Annotated in this window: 15 protein-coding genes; all 15 read right to left on the minus strand. The window is 37.4% G+C overall.

Features of this window, described 5'->3' with window-relative positions:
- Window positions 1-5: 5 nt before the first annotated feature.
- The 15 genes from F0Q01_RS04645 to F0Q01_RS04715 all read right to left on the minus strand — a co-directional run bounded on the left by F0Q01_RS04645 (window position 6) and on the right by F0Q01_RS04715 (window position 19178).
- On the minus strand, window positions 6-1586 hold the full coding sequence (locus F0Q01_RS04645) for an NAD(P)/FAD-dependent oxidoreductase (RefSeq protein ID WP_090486759.1): 1581 nt from the start codon (window positions 1584-1586) through the stop codon (window positions 6-8).
- A complete protein-coding gene (locus tag F0Q01_RS04650; protein WP_090486762.1) occupies window positions 1586-2803 on the minus strand; it encodes an aminoacetone oxidase family FAD-binding enzyme in 1218 nt (405 codons plus the stop codon). The genes F0Q01_RS04645 and F0Q01_RS04650 overlap by 1 nt, the downstream gene beginning before the upstream one ends.
- Before the next feature lie 4 nt (window positions 2804-2807).
- A complete protein-coding gene (locus F0Q01_RS04655) occupies window positions 2808-4490 on the minus strand; it encodes a putative polysaccharide biosynthesis protein (protein WP_090486765.1) in 1683 nt (560 codons plus the stop codon).
- Window positions 4491-4495: 5 nt separating this feature from the next.
- The gene (locus F0Q01_RS04660; RefSeq protein WP_090149690.1) at window positions 4496-5641 is read right to left on the minus strand and encodes a DUF3048 domain-containing protein; all 1146 of its coding nucleotides are present in this window, start codon (window positions 5639-5641) and stop codon (window positions 4496-4498) included.
- Between the two features lie 20 nt (window positions 5642-5661).
- Window positions 5662-6159: an rRNA maturation RNase YbeY gene (gene ybeY / locus F0Q01_RS04665; RefSeq protein WP_090149687.1), complete on the minus strand. Its 498-nt coding sequence runs from the start codon at window positions 6157-6159 to the stop codon at window positions 5662-5664.
- Window positions 6143-7348: a hypothetical protein gene (locus F0Q01_RS04670; protein ID WP_090486768.1), complete on the minus strand. Its 1206-nt coding sequence runs from the start codon at window positions 7346-7348 to the stop codon at window positions 6143-6145. Before F0Q01_RS04670 ends, ybeY begins: the two co-directional genes overlap by 17 nt.
- Window positions 7345-8334: a PhoH family protein gene (locus F0Q01_RS04675; RefSeq protein ID WP_090486770.1), complete on the minus strand. Its 990-nt coding sequence runs from the start codon at window positions 8332-8334 to the stop codon at window positions 7345-7347. Before F0Q01_RS04675 ends, F0Q01_RS04670 begins: the two co-directional genes overlap by 4 nt.
- 1 nt (window position 8335) lies before the next feature.
- Window positions 8336-9640, minus strand: coding sequence for a pyrimidine-nucleoside phosphorylase (locus F0Q01_RS04680; protein ID WP_090486773.1), 1305 nt, complete (start codon window positions 9638-9640; stop codon window positions 8336-8338).
- A 21-nt stretch (window positions 9641-9661) separates the two neighbouring features.
- Window positions 9662-10141, minus strand: coding sequence for a 23S rRNA (pseudouridine(1915)-N(3))-methyltransferase RlmH (rlmH, locus tag F0Q01_RS04685; protein WP_090486776.1), 480 nt, complete (start codon window positions 10139-10141; stop codon window positions 9662-9664).
- A gap of 214 nt (window positions 10142-10355) precedes the next feature.
- The gene (locus F0Q01_RS04690; RefSeq protein ID WP_090486779.1) at window positions 10356-11507 is read right to left on the minus strand and encodes a chitobiase/beta-hexosaminidase C-terminal domain-containing protein; all 1152 of its coding nucleotides are present in this window, start codon (window positions 11505-11507) and stop codon (window positions 10356-10358) included.
- Window positions 11508-11513: 6 nt separating this feature from the next.
- Complete coding sequence (locus tag F0Q01_RS04695; RefSeq protein ID WP_090149672.1) at window positions 11514-13184, minus strand: formate--tetrahydrofolate ligase; 1671 nt, start codon at window positions 13182-13184, stop codon at window positions 11514-11516.
- Between the two features lie 16 nt (window positions 13185-13200).
- On the minus strand, window positions 13201-15900 hold the full coding sequence (locus tag F0Q01_RS04700; RefSeq protein WP_242941829.1) for a DNA translocase FtsK: 2700 nt from the start codon (window positions 15898-15900) through the stop codon (window positions 13201-13203).
- An 18-nt stretch (window positions 15901-15918) separates the two neighbouring features.
- Window positions 15919-17367, minus strand: coding sequence for a glycogen synthase (locus F0Q01_RS04705; RefSeq protein ID WP_090149669.1), 1449 nt, complete (start codon window positions 17365-17367; stop codon window positions 15919-15921).
- Between the two features lie 136 nt (window positions 17368-17503).
- Window positions 17504-18232, minus strand: coding sequence for a YebC/PmpR family DNA-binding transcriptional regulator (locus tag F0Q01_RS04710; RefSeq protein WP_090149667.1), 729 nt, complete (start codon window positions 18230-18232; stop codon window positions 17504-17506).
- Between the two features lie 61 nt (window positions 18233-18293).
- Window positions 18294-19178, minus strand: coding sequence for a hemolysin family protein (locus F0Q01_RS04715; protein WP_090149666.1), 885 nt, complete (start codon window positions 19176-19178; stop codon window positions 18294-18296).
- Window positions 19179-19260: the final 82 nt, after the last annotated feature.

The raw sequence follows: 19260 nt of genomic DNA on the forward strand, positions 1-19260 counted from the left end.
CCCACCTATTCTTTATTATTTGCTATAACAGCTTCTGCTACTTTCAATCCATCCATTGCAGCAGATGTAATTCCGCCAGCATAACCGGCGCCCTCGCCACATGGATAAAGTCCGCTAACATTTGATTGAAACAGCTCATTACGTTTGATTCTAACTGGTGAAGAAGTCCTACTTTCAACACCAGATAAGATAGAATCTAATCTATCGAACCCTTTTATTTTAGTACCAAAGAACCCCATTGCGTCAATAATTGAATCCCTTATTTCCTGAGAAAATATCTCATGTAATGGTCCAAAATCTGTAAGGCCCTTTGTAACACTATCAAAATCCCCATAATTAGAGGAAATCTTGCCGGTTTTATAATCTCCAAAAAGTTGTTGAGGAATTTTACCATTACAGAGCTCAAAGGCTTTATTCTCAATAGCACGCTGATATTCAATACCGGAAAGTGGATTCGTTTTATCAAATTCTCTTCCACCAACAGTAACAACTATGGCACTATTAGCATTTTTGCTATCACGCTTTGAATAGCTCATTCCATTAACTACAAGGCGATTAGCCTCTGACGAGGAATTGACCACATATCCTCCAGGACACATACAAAATGAGTATACACCTCTTCCATTATCAAGATTACAAGCCAACTTATATGCAGCAGGCTCTAATTCGTCAAATCTAGGGCCATACATAGACTGAGAAATAATGGCCTGTGGGTGTTCTATTCTAAAACCAACAGCAAAATCTTTGGCCTCCATATCAAAGCCTAAATCATAAAGCTTTTTGAAGGTATCTCTTGCACTGTGTCCAATAGCAAGCACAACATTTTCGCTAAGATACTTTTTATCGCCAGCCAATACTCCCTTTATTTTTCCATCTTCTATAAGGAAATCCGTTACCTGGCAATTAAAATGAAACTCTCCCCCAAGGCGAATAATCTCATTTCGTAAATTCTTAATAACATCCTTTAAAACATCTGTGCCAATATGTGGCTTGTAGTCATAAAGAATATTGGAAGGAGCTCCAAATTTAACAAATGTCTCAAGAACAAATTTATTCCTGCCTAGCTTATCATTTACAAGGGTATTAAGCTTACCGTCTGAAAATGTACCTGCTCCACCCTCTCCAAACTGTACATTGGATTTAGTATCTAAAACGCCTGTCTCCCAAAACTTAAGAATGTCTGTAGTGCGCTGGTCAACTTCTTTGCCTCGTTCAAAAATAATAGGCTGCATATTGTTAAGAGCAAAGACATAGGCTGCAAAAAGACCTGCCGGACCGGCCCCAATAACAATAGGGCGAAGCTCTTTATCAAGCCTTGGAAGCGCATACTCCTTTTTAGAATATTGGTTAATATTATTGTCTTTTTTATTCTTATCTAAAACTTTTTTTTCTAAATTCCCAGCAAGTTCAACAGAAACCGAGTACACAAAATAAACATCCGGCTTTTTCCTGGCATCCACAGATTTTTTGAGAATAGCCCAAGATGTTATATCAGATGATTTAACCCTAAGCTTTTTTGAAATAAGACTTAGCAAATCATCTGAAGAATGAGAAATATCAAGTTTTAGCTGATCAACTTTTAACATTAATTTTTATACCTTTTTAATATTTCGTTAGCCGCAATATCCGCAGATGTATAAGCCCAAGTCAGGTTATAGCCTCCACAAATACCATCAACATCAAGGACCTCACCTGTAAAAAATAAATCCTTGCAGGTCTTGGATTCCATTGTATTAGTATCAATGTCCTGAAGCGATACACCTCCAGCAGTAACTTGAGAGCTATCAAATCCCTTGGTGCCAGTAACATTAATAGAAAAATACTTGAAATTATAGACAAGATTAGCGATATCTTCATCGTCTAATTTATCAACTACTGTATCACCATAAATCCTTGAATAACTGATAACAATAGATAAAATCTTTTCATTGCATAAGCCAAGAAGTGCATTTTCTACAGTTGCCCTAGGATTTCTACTGAATCTATCTCTGATTTCAGATGTAAGTTCCTCTTCGCTCATATATGGCGTGAAATCAAGCTTTATATCTGAAAGTCGTTTATCAAGCTCATCAAATCCGATAAAACGGCTAATACACATAACTGGATAACCAGAAACACCGTCTTTATTAAACTGAATCTCGCCTTCACACGAGTGGTCCCTATAAGCAACATTACCTATTGCTCTAACTCCAGCTAATTCCTTGAGACAGATATCTTTTGAAAGAACTCCAACAAGGGAAGGAGCGAGCTTTGTAACATGCATTTTATATTTCTGAGCCATCTTGTATCCGATTTTAGAAGAACCAAGAGTAGCTGCAGAAAGACCACCTGAAGCAACACAAACGTATTTAGATTTAATTGAATCCCTATTGGTTGTAACAGTAAAAACATCATCCTTAGATATATCAGTAACCCTGTTATCAAGAAGAACTGTCACACCAAGCGAATTAATTTCCGCCTCAAGTGAATCTCTAACTGTTTTAGCCTGATTAGTAAATGGATAATAATAACCGTCTAATGCCTTGTCGATAACACCTATCTCTCTAAGAAAAGTCCTAAGACTCTCATGAGTATCCCCAATAAAATCAAGAGAACTCTCGCTGTAATAATAATCCTTGCCCATACGACTATTAGTAAAATTGCAGCGACCATTTCCTGTAGATAAGATTCTGCGACCAACAACTCTATTTAATTCTACTAAACATACCAAAAGACCTGCCCTGGCAAGTTTAATCGCCAGAACAAGTCCTGAAAATCCTGCACCAACTATGCAAATGTCATAGATCTTTTCTTCGTCTTTCATTGGATTACCTCAATAAATGTAAGCTGTAAGCAATGTCGCATAATCTAGCTCCTCCAGGGAACTTAAGTAATGTTTCTTCGTCTATTCCCTTAAAGAAGAATAAAGCAAGGAAATATACAATTGCTCCAATTAAAATCGAAAGAAGGCAAGCTATAGCATTAGCTATACGAACCGAAAGAGCAAGTGCAAATAACGCATTAAAGGTCTTATACATCAATAAAACTATAACTCCCATAATAGCCGAAGCTTCAAAAGGCGCTAAAACCACTCTTCTAATATCAATGTAGGCTCCTGAATATCTCAAAACAGCTGACTGATTTAAAAAGCACATCATAAGCGCATAAAATGCATTTGCAACAACAACAGCGTAGATATTTAAATCAAATATAAACATCAACGCAAGAAGCACTAAAACATGTGCTACAAGAGCAATAAATGCGTTTTTAACAGGGATTATCATTCTATCAATACCTTGCAAAATAGCATTGGATAAAGTCGAAAGTGAATAAAAAACAATAGAGCATCCACCGATTACAAACATCATTGATGCAGTCCTAGAACTGTCATTAAATAATAACTGCATAATCGGACTAGATAGAACCATCATTCCAACTGCGCATGGGAAAGCAACTATCATTACAAAACGATTACCCATGTTAACCTGCTTTCTCACAAGCTTTTCATCACCTGAGTTAAAAGCAGAGGTAAGACTAGGCACAATAGACGTAGCCATGGCGGAAGCTATCGCCAAAGGTACATTTATTAGGACTCGATATTTACCTGCAAAAATACCAAAAAGCGCATTGCTCTCCTTTTCGGAATATCCCTGTAACAGAGACACATTATTAAAAATACCCTGATCAATTAGGGAACTAATATTGTAAACCGTAGTACTCAAGAGTACTGGTAAAATAGTCAAAATCAAAACAGAGAAAATCTCAAAATAACTCTCTGTGGATCTATGCTTATCTCTCTTCACCATTTTCTTTAGCATCTTGCTAAAGGCATAGAAAATGAAGAGAATAAAAATTAATGCAAAGAAAGCTCCGGTGGATGTACCAAGGGTACCACCTGCGGCGCCAAATGCTGCAGCATATTCGTCTACATCTCCTAAAACGCCACCAACTTTTTTGCCATAAGAAAAAAGTGCATTAGCTGCTACCACAGAAACAATAGCATTTACAATCTGCTCTCCAATCTGGGAAATAGCACTAGGAATCATAGTGCCAAGTCCCTGGAAAAAGCCTCTAAACACACCTAAAATCGCTACAACTAAAAGGGTTGGAGCTAAAACCTTTAGCGCTATAGCTGCTAAAGATTTCTTTAATATAACACCTGTAAAAAATTCTGCACCGAAATAAACTACACCGGCAGCTAACCCACCACTGATAAACGCAAAAATAAGGGCGCCGTGCAACACTCTCGTTGCGTCCTTAACGTGCCCTTTAGCAATTCTAGCAGATACCAGTTTAGAAACAGCCAGCGGTATACTGTAGGATGAAATAAGTAATATTATATTATAAATTTCATAGGCGGCTGCATAGTAACCATTTCCTGAATCACCAATAGTAGCTGTAAGTGGGACTCTATATAAAAGTCCCACTATACGGCTAACAATCGAAGCAATTGCAAGGATGGAACCTTGCATTATAAAACTAGCATCGCCATTTTTACTTCTTCTTGCCATGAGTATTATTTTGCCTTGCTAAAATCTGATTTCTTTGCGTAAAACTCGTTGTCTTTTCTGAAATCACCCTCGCCACTAGCCTGACAAGCCTGAATCCATGTCTGACCAACATTGAGCTGAATCTCTTCATTGGTGTCTGCATAGTAGTAATGAGTAACTTCTGTATCAGCATCCTTAGACCAAACGATATCTACCATCTTACCATTTGTGATGTACTTACCTGTACCAGTGTTGAATGAAAGTAAATATCCTAAGTACTGTGAACCCTGATATGTAAACCATGCAACATCCTGAAGAATAATATTCTTAGCTGTAAGCTGATTACCAGAAATTGCATCTACCTGTGGCTGATTGAACTCATATCTGTAATATAATCCATCATCCTCGTTGTAAATCCAATATGGCTTATTAGTATAGTAATAGAGCTGAACAGCCTGACAATCCTCACCGTTCTCTAAATTGTTACCATCGGCAGCAAACTTAAAGTGTGGCTCATAATCAGAAGGAAGTGTCTGATCATAACTGCGCTTCTCAATACCTATATCAATACCCTCTGAATTGGTATAGAGAGTATGCTCTGACTTTCCTGTTCTATATGCGGCAGCCTTGCCCTTTGAACCCTCAAGAGTAAGAGCATTAAGGTTGTCTACAAGATTCTTGTCATCGATAAGCTCGAAAGCTGCTGGGTTACCACCTGCATGCATGTAAATTGCATCATATTCACTAGCAAAATATACGAAATATGGTCTTGAGCTTCGAATATTACCAATCTGGTCTAAACCAGAATAATCATCAAAAATAGCCATCATACGAGTGATGCCACCTTCTACAACGCACTCATAGATTACACCGGCATTTTCAATACCATACTGTGGTAAGCAAGCCTTAGTGTTCTCAATCATGACTGCAACTGGACGCTGTCTACCATAAGAAGGATCAACCCACTCACCAGTAAGATAACTTCTTACACGTCCGTCCTCTGATGTCTGCTCCCAAAATGCAACAGAATCATCGACAGCTTCTACGCCCTCCTGGTCGTCAACAGTTGTCTGACCACTCTCTGCAACTTCTTCGTCCTTCTTTCCGCAAGCAATAAATGATGAAAGAGCCAAAGAAAATACAAGCATTGTTGATACTATTTTTTTCTTCATACTATTAGTCTCTCCTTTTCTTAGTCTCGAGAAATCCCAAGAGCATCTAGAATCTCTCTTTGTTTTTCTTCCATGACAGCGGCTTCATCCTCTGTCATATGGTCAAACCCAAATAAATGTAACATACTATGGGCTATGAGAAAAGCATATTCTCGAAGAACAGAATGACCGTATTCTTCGGCCTGTGAATAAATTCTTTCTTTACAAAGAACTATATCCCCAAGAATAACCTCTCCAGTTTCAGGATTGAATAAATCCTCATCAGCTTCTATTTTATCAAAAATTCCAGCAGATTCATACTCTACCATTGGAAAAGATAAAACATCTGTAGCTGAATCTATGTCACGGAATTCTTTGTTGATAGCTTGAATCCCGTTGGCATCAGTAATTGTAAGGCTAATCTCTGCCTCAAATGGAAACTTAAGTAAATCCATAGAAGTGTTAATAACCTTTTTTGCTATATCCTCATAATCAAAATCAAATTTTGCGTCTACTTCATTTTCAATCAAGATTGTCATTTAAAATATCCTCATTTGCAAGAATTTCTCTAATGGTAAGGAACTGATTCATTGTAAGACCAGAATTGTCATATATACCCTTCTGAGAAAGTTCATTGATTGTCTGATATATAACCATATTTTGATTCCAGGAACTACTCATTGAATCCGAATCAAAAAGCTCTACCTTAGTAACTACAGAATCTACCATATGAACTATAGCTGATTCCTTAGAGCTAGGCAAAAATACAATACCACCATATTCAGCTAAAATCTGAATCAAATCTCCAGGAAAACAGTTGTCATTAGCAAGCTTAATTGCATTATCAATAACCGGCTCCCCTTCTAATTTGCCAAGCCTATAGTAAAAACCTCCACATGCAGCAAGCTGGCTATTAGCATTAATAGCTGAAGCGCACTTGCGACAAAGGTGCGAAACCCTAAGTGCATGTGTATATTCAATATAAGAAAACTTTCTAATATCCTGACAAAGGGAATAGTCAGGGCTAAGAAACTCCTCATAAGAATCAGTCTGTGATTCTACAACAAATCTATTGAACAAAGGAACTATAAGAATAGTCACAACAGCAGAAATCAATCCATCAAAGATACCATAGATAAAATCTGTCATCCTAAGTTCAAGAAAATTAAAGTAGAAAAAGATTGTTGATATCAGCGTAGTAACAGCGAATATCAAAATTATGGAATATAGCTTATATATATTCTCCTCTCTCTTAATGAAATTAGAGAGAATAGAACCAAATAATACTAAAGTCACATAGCAAAGAACTATGTACAAGCTGTAATCACAGCAAAGTGAAATAATAATAACAAAATAAGTGCTTAAAACATTGGATAATCCATCATCAAAAACACATCCAGAGACAAGCGGAATAATAATAAGTGGCGCAAAGAAATCTGGAGCAAAAAAAGCACATAAAAACACTATAATCCAGTCTATAAAAAGTGCCGCTGTAATCTTTCCATAGGTAATATAATTGAACTCTGGAAGATGTCCCTTTAATCTTCTATCTGCTAGCAAAAGCATAAAAAGAAGAAAGAAACAAATATTGATAGCTGCAAGACAAATATACTTATCAACTAACACCCCTGAAAAAATACAAAGCAAAGTATTAGCGATAATAAACATCATTGTCATGCCAAGGGAATATCCTAGTCGTTTTGCAGAGAATCTGTTAGTATATTTCATTTTTTGGCCCTTCTTGATTTATTTTCAGCCTTTTTTTCATATACCTCATAGGCGTTAACAATTTTCTGTACAAGTGGATGTCTAACAACATCCTTAGAATCTAAAGTGCATACCTTGATATCCTCAATATTTTTAAGAATCTTCATGGCGTCATCTAGACCAGATTTCTGACCATTAGGTAAATCCTTTTGAGTCTGATCACCAGTAATAACTGCCTTGGAACCAAATCCGATTCTTGTCAAAAACATCTTCATTTGAGCAGGTGTAGTATTTTGAGCCTCATCTAAGATAATAAAAGCATTATCCAAAGTACGACCTCTCATGTATGCAAGAGGAGCTACTTCTATAAGCCCCTTCTCCATATTGCGCTGAAAAGCCTCGGCACCCATAATCTGATATAAAGCGTCGTAAAGTGGACGCAAGTATGGATCAACCTTGCTCTGTAAATCTCCAGGTAAAAATCCAAGCTTTTCTCCTGCCTCGATAGCTGGTCGAGTAAGGATAATTCTGGATACCTCTTCATTCTTAAAGGCTGTAATCGCCTTGGCCATAGCAAGATAAGTCTTACCTGTACCGGCAGGACCAACGCCAAATACAATCATGTTATTAGTGATTGCATCAACATATTTCTTTTGTCCAAGTGTCTTAGGTGCTACAGGCTTGCCATTTGTGGTATGACAAATAATCTCGCCTCTGGCCTCAGACACATCATGATTCTCTAACTTTTCCTGTTCGATTGACATAACGTAATTTACATCCTGTATTGTAATAATATTTCCTGCTTTAGATAACTCTAAAAGCTCATTGACAATTATGTTGGCATGCTCAACATGCTCTTTATCTCCAGTGAGCTTAATATTGTCATCTCGAAGAATAAAGGAAATATTCATGCCATCTTCAATAGCCTTAATATTTTTGTCGAAATGGCCAAATATGTTATCTATATGCTCAGCTGGAATATTTATATTTAAAGAAAAATCGCTCATACTATTCAACAATATCAATAATAAGTTTCATGTGGTCACATTTATCCGGTGAAATAACAGTAGCCTTAAGAATCATATCCTTAGCATGTTCCGCCTTTGTCTGATCATTTGCATGGATATAGCAAATTGGCTCTCCTGCCTTGATAGAATCTCCTACCTTTTTATTTAAAATAATGCCTACTGACATATCAATAACATCATCAAAAGTCTCTCGACCACCGCCTAGAGACATAGATGCAAGTCCAAAAGACTCTGCCTTAAGAGCATGAACATATCCATCTATTTCAGCATTAACCGGAATAACGTATTTTGCTGGAGAAAACTTGTTAATGTCCTTTGCATATGTAGCATCGCCGCCCTGAGCCTCTATAAACTCAATAAATTTAGCATAAGCGCTGCCATTTTTAACAGCCTCTTCCATTAAAGCTCTAGCCTTAGCCTTGTCTGTTTCAATACCAGAAAAAACAACCATCTGAGAGCCAAGGGCATAAACAACTTCCATTAAATCCTCTGGTCCATTGCCTTTAAGGGCTTCAATAGCCTCAATAACCTCAAGATTATTTCCAACTGCATATCCAAGAGGCTCATCCATATTAGTAAGATAAGCTGCTATTTTCTTGTTAGCTCTCTTACCGATATCAACCATTGATTTAGCAAGTTCAAGGGCATCTTCTTTATTTTTCATAAATGCGCCATCACCTACTGTAACATCAAGAACGATTGCGTCTGTTCCAGCAGCAAGCTTTTTGGACATAATCGAGCCTGTAATAAGAGAAATCTCATCAACAGTAGCTGTAACATCGCGAAGAGCATATAGTTTTTTATCTGCTGGTGCCAAGTTCTTAGACTGGCCAGTAACTGCAATTTTTATGGAATTAACCTGATCAATAAACTCCTCCTCTGACAGAGAAGCATTAAATCCAGGAAAAGCCTCTAACTTATCTATAGTACCGCCGGTATGTCCAAGACCACGACCAGACATCTTAGCCACAGGAACACCGATTGAAGCGATGATAGGTCCAAGTACAAGTGTAACTTTATCACCTACTCCTCCAGTAGAATGCTTGTCAATTTTAACGCCATCTATAGACGATAAATCTAAAATATCACCTGAATCGCGCATAGCCATAGTAAGGTCATAACGCTCTCTCACATTCATGCCATTAAAACAAATGGCCATAAGTAAAGCTGATATCTGATAATCAGGAATATCGCCTCTAGTGTAGCCGTCAATAATGTCCTTTATTTCTTCTGTAGAAAGCTCTTGACCTAGCTTTTTCTTTTCAATCAAATCATACATTCTCATGATTTATACCCCCGAGAGTAATTATTTATGATAAGGCTCGTTTTTCATAATACGCATAGCCCTATATATCTGTTCTAATAAAATAACTCGCATAAGCTGATGAGGGAAAGTCATCTTTGAAAAAGAAATCTGGTAATCGCATCTAGAATAAACATCATCAGACAACCCTAAAGAGCCTCCAATAACAAAAACTATGGAACTATTTCCTTGTATACCAAGATTCTCAATATATTTTGAAAAAGCAACAGAATCTAACTGCTGCCCAAGAATTGCTAAACCGATAACAAAGTCCCTATCATTAATATGCTTAAGTAAACGCTGGCCTTCTTTGTCCTTCACAATAGCCATCTCTGTATCAGATGCATTCTCCGAAGTCTTCTCATCTGGCACCTCAATTATGCTTAAAGAACAGTATTTTGAAAGGCGCTTAGCATACTCATCAATTGCTTGTGTATAGAACTTTTCTTTTATTTTTCCTACGCATAGAATTTTTACATTCATGCTATTTATTTTAGACTATTTAGGGGGATTAAACAACTAAATATAGATAAAAGAAAAAGCAAAAGACACGCCTGCGGTGACGTGTCTTTCAAAGGGAGAATAATGTTATGAAAAATGTATCTCTTATCGAGATGATGTTATATTACAATTAAATTATGTTTAAAAAACGTGCTAATTGTGAACAAATTGTGAAACATCAATTCATCCCTAAAATTTAATTAATATAATATCCTCCCATGTAAAGAGGACTTTCGTTGCCCTTTGAATCAACAATAATTACTGATAAAACACAGGAACCAGTTGTCAAAGTAAACGGTCCAGAATACTGAATACCATTATCACGAGGATTAGTGCCATCAAGGGAATAATAAGCAGTGCAATCATCAGGTACATTAATAGAAATAGTCTGCTGGCCAGCGAAAGTTCCGGCCTGAGGAGTAACCTCAGGAGTGGAAAGCTTAACATATTCTACAGTATATGAAGCACTTACTACATCTGAGTAATCACCATCACTATTTAACGCAACAGCTTTTATTTCAATAGTTCCCTCTTTTAAAGTGATTCCTTTGGTATATAATTTGCCGGAAGTAATTGGATTCTTGCCATTAACAGTATAGAAAATCTGGCAATCTTTAGCAGCTGAAATAAAAATAGTCAAATCATCCTCATAAACACCACTTTCTTCAGAAAATGTAGGTGGTGTAACGAAATAACTGCTAACCAATTGACGTATTTCATCGTTAGGAGCAAGCTCCGCCAATGCGTGAATACTATCTAAATCCTTAAGCGCTGAATATGAGTTTAAAAGATAAGTGTATATCTTAGTATTGGTAGGGTCTAATTCTCTAGCCTTAGAAAGATACTCTACAGCCTTTTTATGCTCATTAAGGCGAGAATACATACGTCCCAAGCCGTAAATAGCCTCAAAAGAATCATCATCTATGGTATAAGCTTCCTCGTAAAAGTTAAGAGCCTTGCCATAATTGCCATTCTCTTCTGCTTCAACAGCACTATTCATCAAATTGTTGTATGTGTGCTTGCCCATATAGGAGCCAAACACACAGAACAACAAAATAAAAACCACAAAGAATGCACCTGTATAAAGGATAAGATGCTTTTTGTCGAAATAGTTTACCTTTTTAGTGGTGATTTTAGGAAGCTTTTTAGCCTCAGGAGCCTCAGGAGTGTTTTTATATACACCTGTAGCAAACTTTTCTTCTTTGGCTTTTTTCTTATCTTCTACAACTCTAGATAATAATTCTTCCTCTAAAACATCGTAATCAGGCACAAGCTGAATAGGCTCCCCACATTTTGGGCAGTATAAAAGCTTTGATTCAATTTCTTCTCCGCATTTTTTACATTTCATAGTTGATTAGAAAAGTCCTGTAATTACTCCGTCATCTGTAACGTCGATATTATTAGCAGCTGGAACCTTAGGAAGACCAGGCATTGTCATGATACTTCCTGTAACAGCAACTACAAATCCTGCACCTGCAGATGCATATACCTCACGAACATTAATTGTAAAGTCAGTAGGTCTTCCAAGTTTTGAAGCATCATCAGAAAGTGAATACTGAGTCTTTGCCATACAAACTGGGAAATCACCCATTCCAAGCTCTTGAATTCTCTTAAGCTCTTTTAATGCTGCAGCTGAATATGTAACATCACTAGCTCCATAAATCTCAGTAGCAACAGTCTTAATCTTGTCCTCAAGAGAAAGATTATTCTCATAAAGTGGCTTGAAGTTGCTCTCCTTGTTCTCAAGAACATAAAGAACTTTCTTGGCAAGTTCAACACCGCCTTCTCCACCTTTTTCCCATACTTCAGAAAGAGCAAACTCACAGCCTCTCTCCTGACAGAAATCCTTAACGAAATTAGTCTCTGCATCAGTATCAGTAATAAATGAATTGAGAGTTACTACTACTGGAACTCCATACTTTTGAAGGTTTTCAATGTGCTTTTCAAGGTTAACAATACCCTTTTTCAAAGCATCTAAATTCTCTGTAGTAAGATCAGCCTTAGGAACGCCACCATTGTACTTAAGAGCACGGATTGTTGCCACAAGTACAACGGCATCAGGCTTAAGGCCAGCCATTCTACACTTAATATCAAAGAATTTCTCAGCACCTAAATCGGCACCAAATCCAGCCTCTGTAATAGTAATATCAGCAAGCTTCATAGATGCCTTAGTAGCACGAACTGAATTACATCCATGAGCAATGTTTGCAAAAGGACCACCGTGAACAATAGCTGGAGTATGTTCAAGTGTCTGAATAAGGTTAGGCTTGAGGGCATCCTTTAATAAAGCTGCCATAGCGCCAGTTGCCTGTAAATCATCAGCTGTAACTGGCTTGCCATCAAATGAATATGCAACGATGATTCTTCCTAGACGCTTTTTAAGGTCATGCATATCATCTGCAAGGCAAAGAATAGCCATAATTTCAGATGCAACTGTAATAACAAAATGATCCTCTCGAACCATTCCGTCCATTTTTGAACCAAGTCCAACCACGATATTTCTAAGGACTCTATCATTCATGTCAAGGCATCTTTTCCAAACAATCTGTCTAGGATCGATTCCAAGTGAATTTCCCTGCTGAATATGATTATCAAGCATAGCTGCCAATAGATTATTAGCAGATGTAATAGCATGAAAATCGCCTGTAAAGTGAAGGTTTAAATCCTCCATTGGTACAACCTGGGCATATCCGCCACCTGCTGCTCCACCTTTGATACCAAAACAAGGTCCAAGTGAAGGCTCTCTAAGAGCAAGACAAGCTTTCTTTCCAAGAACACCCATAGCCTGTCCAAGACCAACAGATGTTGTAGTCTTACCCTCTCCGGCTGGTGTAGGATTGATGGCAGTAACAAGAACAAGCTTACCATCCTTGTTGCTTTGGATTTTAGAAAGCAACTCATCAGAGAATTTAGCTTTATATTTACCATATAACTCTAAATCATCCTCTTGTATATCAAGGCTCTTAGCAACCTCCTTGATATGAATCATCTTTGCTTCCTGTGCGATTTGAATGTCTGACTTCATTTCCTAATAGACTCCCTTACTGTGCTTTTAATAGTTCCTCAAACTCTGATATAGACATACGTATTTCTCTTGGTTTAGTACCCATCTCAGGACCAACAACCCCTGCTTCTGCTAGTTGATCCATAATACGAGCCGCTCTATTGAAACCAATTCTAAAGTTTCTTTGAAGGTAACCAATAGAACCCTTTTGATTTTCTATAACAAGACGACCAGCTTCAGCGAACAAAGCATCTCTGGAGTTGTCTATTTCTCCAGTGATAGAAACCGCTGAGCTAGCAGCCTCAGAGTTTTGAATTTGAGCCTCAATATCAGAATCATAATCAGCTGCTTCGTTATTAGATTTGAGGAAATCAACAACGGAACTTACCTCGTCATCGCTGACGAAAGCGCCCTGGATTCTGACAGGTTTTGAAAGGTTCTGAGGAGCATAAAGCATATCGCCATTACCAAGTAGGTCCTCAGCTCCATTCATATCGAGAATAACTCTCGAATCATTTCCTGATGAAACAGAAAAAGCAATTCGAGAAGGGACATTAGCTTTAATTAAGCCTGTAATAACATTAACAGTAGGCTTCTGTGTAGCAATAATCAAATGAATCCCAGCTGCACGTGCAAGCTGAGCCAAACGAACAATAGAATCTTCTACATCAGCTGCCGCAACCATCATAAGGTCAGCAACCTCATCCAATATAATTACAATCTGAGGCATCTTTTGTCTCTTATCCTCAGAAATTGAATCAGGAAGAGAATCCGTTGATACCTTTTCATTGAAACCTTCTATGTTACGAACTCCAGCTGCCGCTAAAAGCTCGTATCTATCTGTCATTTCCTTTACTGCCCAATGAAGTGCTCCTGCTGCCTTTTTAGCATCAGTAATAACCGGAAGAAGCAAATGTGGAATACCATTGTAAACAGATAGCTCAACCATCTTAGGATCAACCATTATCATCTTAACTTCTTCAGGAGTAGCATGATAAAGAATACTCATGATAATAGTATTAATACATACAGACTTACCTGATCCAGTAGCACCTGCTATAAGTAAATGTGGCATCTTCTCAATATTGCCAACTATTACCTTACCTGAAATATCCTTACCTACACAGAAAGATATCTTAGATTTAGCAGCCTTAAATTCCTTAGAAGATACAAGTTCCTTAAATGAAACCATTGACTTAACTTTATTAGGAACTTCAATACCAATAGCAGATTTACCAGGAATAGGTGCTTCTATACGCACGTCAGTAACTGCCATATTAAGCTTAATATCATCCTCCAGATTGAGTACCTTAGAAACTCTAGTCCCCTCTGCAATCTCAAGTTCATAACGGGTAACAGAAGGACCTAAAGTAACTTCCGTTACATTGGCCTGGACACCAAAATTACTGAGCGTCCTCTGAAGCTTGCCTGCCATCTCAGCAAGATATTCTTTCGAATCTCCTCCGGTGTTCTTAGCATCCTTAAGAAGTGAAATAGGCGGAAGCTTAAAGGCCTTTTTAGGCTTATTACTGCTGCTTGAGATAGTATTTCTAATAGTGTCAGCTGTCTTATTAATATCTTCAGCTGATGCTCTATCTTTCTTAACCGGTGCCTCTGCAACAGGCGCAGAAGTAACAGCTGCCGGTTCCGAAGGCTGTGGTGTATTAATAACAAAAGGCGCCTCTTTTACAGGCTCTTCTACAGGTGTAGACACTACTGGAGGTACTGGCTCAGCAATAGCTGGCGCTTCCTGCTCAGAAGAGAATCTATGGCTGCTCTTCTTCTTTTCTCCAGCACGAAGCTTGTGACGACTAGTCTTAGTAATCTCTAGGTCACTTTCACCCTCGGCCATATTAAATCGAATCTCGTCTACGCCATCACCTAAAGCAGCTGATTCAAAGGAATCAGAAGCAAGAGTAGTATCACTAGTAATACCAGTGTATTTTCTCTCACGTCTAGGTCCATCCTTTTGATTCATCTGTTGACGCTCAAGTTCTTTTTGTTCTTGAATTCTATTTAAAACAGCCTGTCTATCTGAATTAAATCGAGTCTGATTAGCCTCGCGCTCCATCATCATGCGCTCGCGTCTAGCTCTTCGCTTAGCTGCCGCTTTATCAGCATGGTATTGAGAGGATCTTTGAACTCTATCAAAGGCGAATCTTTCGATTATGATGATTACACACACAATCATAACGATTAAATCAATAAGATAAGCCCCCAGAAGACCAAAACTATCATAAATACCATAGACAATAAGTCCACCGATAAGGCCACCACCATTGTGGCTTTCCTTTGAAGCAGCAAAAGCATCAAGTGGCAATTTAATCTCCTGCCCATTCATTAACAATTCAACAAATGTAGCTATGAAAATAAGCAGAATAAAACCAGCCACAACCTTTGCAATTGCGACCTTATTACCATAATTTGAAATTATAAAGAATGCTGAAAATGCTACCATGAATGGTAAAACATATTGGATAATGCCAAATACTCCGAAGAAGAAATTAGCTATAGCATTACCAATTAATCCTCCAATTCCAAAATTGCTAACACAGAGCAAAATACACATTCCTATGGATCCCCAAAGAATTATCTCTCTAGTGGAATCCTGGAAAAATGGGTCTTCGAACTCATTCTCCTCAACCTTTTTTGATTTTGCCCTAGTGTTGCTTTTTTTAGAACTAGTACGTTTTGTATTTGATTTTCTTGTAGAATTATTCTTCCCTTTTGTTGCCAAAATAAAACCTCATATTTATTAACCAATTAAATAGTTATAAATATTCTCGTATTTTTCCTTTTGTACGGCCCATGAATAATTTTTACTCATGCCCCTTTCAATCATCTTATTCCATTGAGCCTTTTTTTCGAAGTATATAAACTTACTATAGTTGACAGTATTGAGAAGCTCGTCACCATTGTAATTGGCAAAAGAGAATCCGTCTCCTGTCTTCATGTATTCGTTATATGCTTCAACAGTATCACTAAGACCGCCAGTCTCTCTGACAATAGGAACTGTTCCATATCTAAATGAAATAAGCTGTGTCAAGCCACAAGGCTCGAATCTGGATGGCATTAAAAATGCATCCGCAGCTGCATAAAGCTTGTGTGCAAGCGCATCATCGTAACAAATATTAGCAGAAATCTTTTCTGGATATTTCCAAGCATAATGTCTAAACATATTCTCATACTTGGATTCGCCAGTTCCAATTACTACTAGCTGTGTAAAGTCATCAACAATGCCTTCTATGCAGTAATTAATAAGGTCTAATCCCTTTTGGTCAGTAAGACGAGAAATAAGACCTATCATATATTTTTTAGAATCAACCTCAAGCCCAAGCTCCTCCTGAAGCTTAGTCTTATTGATTTTCTTCTTCTGTCTAAAATTAGAAACATCGAAATTCTTGTAGATTTTAGAATCTGTGGCAGGATTGTATACTTCATTATCAATACCATTAATAATGCCCTGCATATCATAGTGACGAGCTCTAAGAAGCCCATCTAATCCCTCGCCATAGTATGGCATCTGAATTTCGTCACAGTATTTAGCAGAAACTGTTGTAATATAATCAGCGTATACAAGTCCGCCTTTAAGCATGTTTCCGCACTTTTTATACTCAAGCTTATCAGGGGTAAATAAATTATAAGAAAGACCAGAGATACCAGCTACGGTCTTAGTGTCCCACATACCCTGAAACTTAAGATTGTGAATAGTCATAACCGACTTCATCCCCCAGAAGAACTGATCTCCTTGGAAATCATTCTTAAGGTATACTGGAATGAAGCCTGTCTGCCAATCATGACAATGAATAAGATTAGGCTGAAATCCTATAAGTGGAAGCATAGAAAGTACAGCCTTGTCAAAAAATATAAACTTCTCTAAATCCCATCTATCCTCTGAATATGGATAGAAGCAGTCAAAATAATCATGATTATCTATGAAATAGAAAATAACTCCATCTAATTCATACTCAAAAACCCCAACATACTTTGTCCCAACAAGTGGTCCCATATTCATTTGAAAACTAGTAAGATATTTAAAATCCTTTTTATATTTCTCAGGAATAAATGTGTAATAAGGCAAAACTACTCTAACATCAAAATATTCCTTAGAAAATTCTTTAGGTAAAGCACCGCAAACATCTGCTAAACCACCGGTTTTAACAAATGGAACGCACTCACTAGATGCAAAAAGTATTTTGTTCATCGACTAACCCCTCAATTAATCTTTATATTAGTTGGGAAACCCACTCATTTAATGGAAGACGCAGCATCCAGGATTTGCTTCGCAAATAAGCTGCGTCGTGGTAAACGATATTTTAACACTTCGTGTTAAAAATCATTTACTCATCCCAGTTATGATATACATTCTGAACATCATCATCTTCATCTAAAAGATCAAGAATCTTGTTGATCTTGTAGAGATCCTGCTCATCAGTAAGCTCAACATAAGTCTGAGGAACCATTGTAACTTCGGCATCAGCCATAGGAATATTCTCAGCCTCAAGAGCCTCTCTTACTGCAGAGAAATCCTCTGGAGTTGTGTAAACTTCGAAGCAGTCATCCTCTTCTGAGAAATCCTCAGCACCTGCATCAAGTGCTATCATCATAAGATCATCAGCATCCATAGAGCAATCCTCTTTTGAGATGATAATCTGACCCTTCTTATCAAACATAAATGAAACGCAACCAGGAGTACCAATGCTTCCGCCGCCCTTAGTGAAAGCTGAACGAACATTAGCAGCTGTACGATTACGGTTATCTGTAAGACAATCTACAATAATAGCTGTACCATTTGGACCGTATCCCTCGTATGATACTGACTCCCAGTTAACTGAATTCTGGTCACCAGCAGCCTTTTTGATACCATTTTCAATTGTAGCGTTTGGTACGTTGTTAGCCTTAGCTTTTGCGATAACATCGCGTAATTTAGAATTATTATTAGGGTCTGGACCGCCTTCCTTAACTGCTACAGCAATCTCACGACCAATTATTGTAAAAATCTTTCCCTTTGCAGCATCATTCTTCTCTTTTTTGTGCTTAATGTTAGCAAATTTTGAATGTCCTGACATAAAATTCTTTTACCTCTCTTCTATAAATAAATCTCAAAAAATTATATCAAATCACGGGTACTTATTCAACGTGACTTTTCCTTCTAACAAAAACCTCTCCAATGACTTTTTCAGTGACATTTTTAATGAAATAAACGAAATTATCATCTTCAAGTTTGAAACTCTTGCCATCCTCCGGAATCTTGCCGTATAAAGAAATTAGATAGCCATTAAGTGTCTCGAAATCATCTGAAAGCTTAACGCCTATTTTCTCTTCTACCTCCTCCAGACTGCAGCCACCATCCATAATAAATGTATCATCTGGTCTCACCTCGATGGACGCCTCGTCATCATCATGTTCATCAGATATATCACCTACGATTTCTTCTAGGATATCCTCTAAAGAAAGCAATCCAGACACCTGTCCATACTCATCTAAAACAATAACCATGTGACGCTTTTTAGATTGCATCTTAGCAAATAGCGTGTTGATTCCGTGAGTCTCAGGCACAAATTCAGCAACAGACATCAAATCCTTTAAATCCTTAACCTTAAGGTTGTCAATGTCTTTGTCATAGTAGGTTAAGATATCTTTTATGTGTAAGATACCTATAATATTGTCTAAATCCTCAATATAAACAGGATAACGGCTCATATTGTTATCATTGATGAATGAAATAGCCTCACGTAATGTGGACTCACCATCAATGGCAACTATATTCTTGCGATGGGTCATTATATCCTTAACATCAGTATCCGAAAACTCAAAAATATTTTGAATCATCACAGCCTCAGACGCTAGAATATTACCATCCTCATGGCCCTCGTTAACTAGTGAAATAACATCTTCCTCGGTGACATTTTCCTGTTTTGAACGTCGATATAGAATAATAAGTCCTATAAGTTCAACAATTGCAAATACTGCTAAAGCAGTAATTAAAATATAGGGATTCGACCCGTCTTCCATATAAACTCCTTTCAAAAATAGGTTAATCTAACACTAATATTTTACCATAAGTCATAAAAAAAGACTAAACTTTATAAAGTCT

Origin of the sequence: Pseudobutyrivibrio xylanivorans (genome assembly GCF_010906925.1) — a bacterium.
Lineage (GTDB): Bacteria > Bacillota > Clostridia > Lachnospirales > Lachnospiraceae > Pseudobutyrivibrio.